This window comes from Myxococcus sp. AB036A (assembly GCF_006547355.1).
Lineage (GTDB): Bacteria > Myxococcota > Myxococcia > Myxococcales > Myxococcaceae > Myxococcus > Myxococcus virescens.
In genome coordinates, this window is record NZ_VHLC01000209.1 from 1 (window position 1) to 2,728 (window position 2,728).

2 protein-coding genes are annotated in these 2,728 nt (G+C 75.0%); both read right to left on the minus strand.

The features are described from left to right. A partial coding sequence (locus tag FL344_RS39880; RefSeq protein ID WP_255508274.1) for a DUF1565 domain-containing protein occupies positions 1–1,481 on the minus strand: 1,481 nt, incomplete at its 3' end. A gap of 14 nt (positions 1,482–1,495) precedes the next feature. Further along, complete coding sequence (locus FL344_RS38045; RefSeq protein WP_141592461.1) at positions 1,496–2,515, minus strand: hypothetical protein; 1,020 nt, start codon at positions 2,513–2,515, stop codon at positions 1,496–1,498. Positions 2,516–2,728: the final 213 nt, after the last annotated feature.

A 2,728-nucleotide genomic window follows, 5' to 3' on the forward strand; every position in this document is an offset into this window, starting at 1 on the left:
CCCCCTCCGCCGCCTGCGCCGCCCGCGCCGCCTGCGCCGCCCGCGCCGCCGGGACCGCCGGTCGTCCGGTGGATGATGATGCCTCCGTCGACGACGCCTCCGTCCCGTACGACCTCGCCGCCGTTGCCGCCGTGCCCGCCTTCACCTCCGGGACCTCCGGTACCGCCTTCGCCACCCTCGCCACCGGGGCCTCCGCCGAGCGTGCGCAGGACGCTGCCTTCCTCCATGGCCGCCTGGGAACCGATGAGCAGCAGGGCGATGGACGCGCCGCCACCGCCACCGCCGCCGCCACCCGCACCACCGCAGCCGCCCGTTCCACCCGCGCCGCTGCCGCCGCCGCCAGCGACGCTCACGTTGTCGATGTTGCAGCTTCCACCCGACCCGCCGCCACCACCGCCGGAGCCCGCCGTGCCGCCGCTGCCGGGCTCGCCTTGCTGGTCGGCGGTCCAGGTCCCGTCGCGCAGCACCCCCATGCCCGTGCCGCCGTCACCCGGTGTACCGGGGCCTCCTTCCGTGCCGCCCTGGCCCTTCTCGCCCGAGGAGGGGTGGCAGACGCACTCACGCCCGGAGCACGCGGCGTCTGGCGCATCACCGCCCGCGCCGCCCGCGCCGCCCGTCTCGCCGGGCCCGCCCGTGCCACCATCTCGTCCAGGAGAGCCGTTGCCGCTGCCAATCACACCCACGCCGCCCGTGGGCTCGATGCCATCCGGGCAGGTGATGGAGACAGGCGTCCCGCCCATGCCCGTATCGGAGTTGCCGACGCCTCCGCTCTGCCCTTCGCCTCCGTCCGGGCCGCCCAGCCCCGCGTCCCCTGCCTCGCCGGGGGCGCCCTGGCCACCCGCGCCCGCGGCCAGGGTGACGTGACGCAGACGGACCCCGGAAGAGTCCAGCATGCGCACGGCGATGGAGGGCTCACCGGGGCTGGTCGCGGTGGCGGCGCTGATCTGCACGTACTCCATCAGCACGCCGGCGTCCTGGAGTCCCTGCACCGTCAACCCCAGCGTGCCGGCGTCGAACATGGCCACGCGGTTCGCGGCGCGACGCCAACCGCCACTGCGTCCGGCATAGCCGCCGTGCAGCGAGACGGGGACGTCCAGCACCAGGCCCGCCTCGTCGTAGGCGCCGCCCGCGAGGAACAGGTGGCGCGGGCCGCCATCCAGTTCGCGCAGCATCGCCAGCGCGCGGCCCACGGTGCGCAGCGGCGCCTGCCGGGTGCCCACGCCTGCGTCATCATCCCCGTCCATGGGGTCGATGAAGAGGCCCGCGTCCGCCTGGCCATCCACGCCGTCACAGTCGGTATCGGCGAAGGCGTCGTCGGGAAGGTCCTCGCCGGGGACGGGCTTACAGGCGGCGACGTTGGGCTCGCAGCGTCCCTCGTCGCTGCAGCGCTGCCGTGCACTGTCGAAGTCGTAGCAAGCGCCCGCACCGAGCGCCGCCACGAGCGCCGTACCCGTGGCGCCGAGCATCCTGGTCTTCCGCATGACTCTCCTCGAATTCAAGGCAACGTCCCGGACAGGCCCACCATGCCCCCACCGGGAACCACGGCGGCGGAGGGCTGTACCTTCGCGGGCAGCTCACCGGGCAGCAGGAACATCACCGCGCCCGCCACGAGCCCCGCCGCGCCCAGTCCAAAGGCCACCCGGCTCAGGGTCTGCGCCCGGCGGCCCGACGACGCGAGTCCATCCGCGTTGTCCAGCGGAGCGTCCGGCGTGCCGTCCTTGTCGAGCCGCGAGTACTTGTCGCCCGCCTGCAGGTAGAAGACGGTGCCCACGCCGGCCAGGGCGACGCCGCCCGCGGCGGGCAGCCACGCCCAGCGGCGCAGCGGGCGGATGGGCTCGGGCTCCAGCTCCGGGGCCAGCGGCTTCGCCTCCACCACGGCCACGGGCGGCGGGGGCGGCTCGGCTTGGGGCGGCGCCGGCGGCGGGCCGCGCAAGGCCGTCTGCGCCACGGGCACCACCGCGTCGATCGATTGGGTGAGCGAGTCCAGCAACTGGTCCTCGCTCACGCCGGGGATGAGGTGCTCGGTGACGAGCGCGCCATCGTTGGCGGTGTAGATGCGCGCGCCCGTGCGATAGCCGCTGAGCAACTGGCCCAGCTCCGTCACCAGGACGAGCTCCGTCTTCCCCGCGGCGCCCAACGAGCGGATGCAGGAGGGCGCGGTGCGGTTGCAGCGCAGCAGCGGGCGGCGCTTGGACGCGGACAGCTTGCGGGTGATGTCCTCGATACGGACCACCACCAGCCCACGGGCCCGGAGCTGCTCGGCCACGTGCTCCTGCGCGAACTCGACGACGTGGGAGGGAGCTCCCGCCGCGTCAGGCGGTGCGACCAGGACGGACAGGGGCGGCGGGGGAGCCGCGGCGGGTGCCTGGGTGGCCAGGGTGAGCGCGGCGAGGAGGGAGATCCACACCCAATCACTTTCCCCCCGACCGGACCTCCTCGCAAGGTCGGGAATCACCGCTCGTGCTTCGGGTGAAACCCGCCGGGGCGGAGCGCGTGTGGTGGGAGGCCGCCCCACCGGCCCGGGGTCGTTTCCGACGCGCCGGGCCGGGGTGTGGCTTCAGCGCCGGGGCCGCTCCGACGGGGCCGGGCGAATCTGGGTCTTCTCGGAGCCACCATTCGAGCCCTGGGTGCTGTCGTCGTCTTCATCGGACTCCGGCGCGGGGCGGGACGGCGGGGGGCGGCGCGCGCCCAGGGCTGGCCGTGCGCCGGTGGCCAGGTTGGGTGAGGG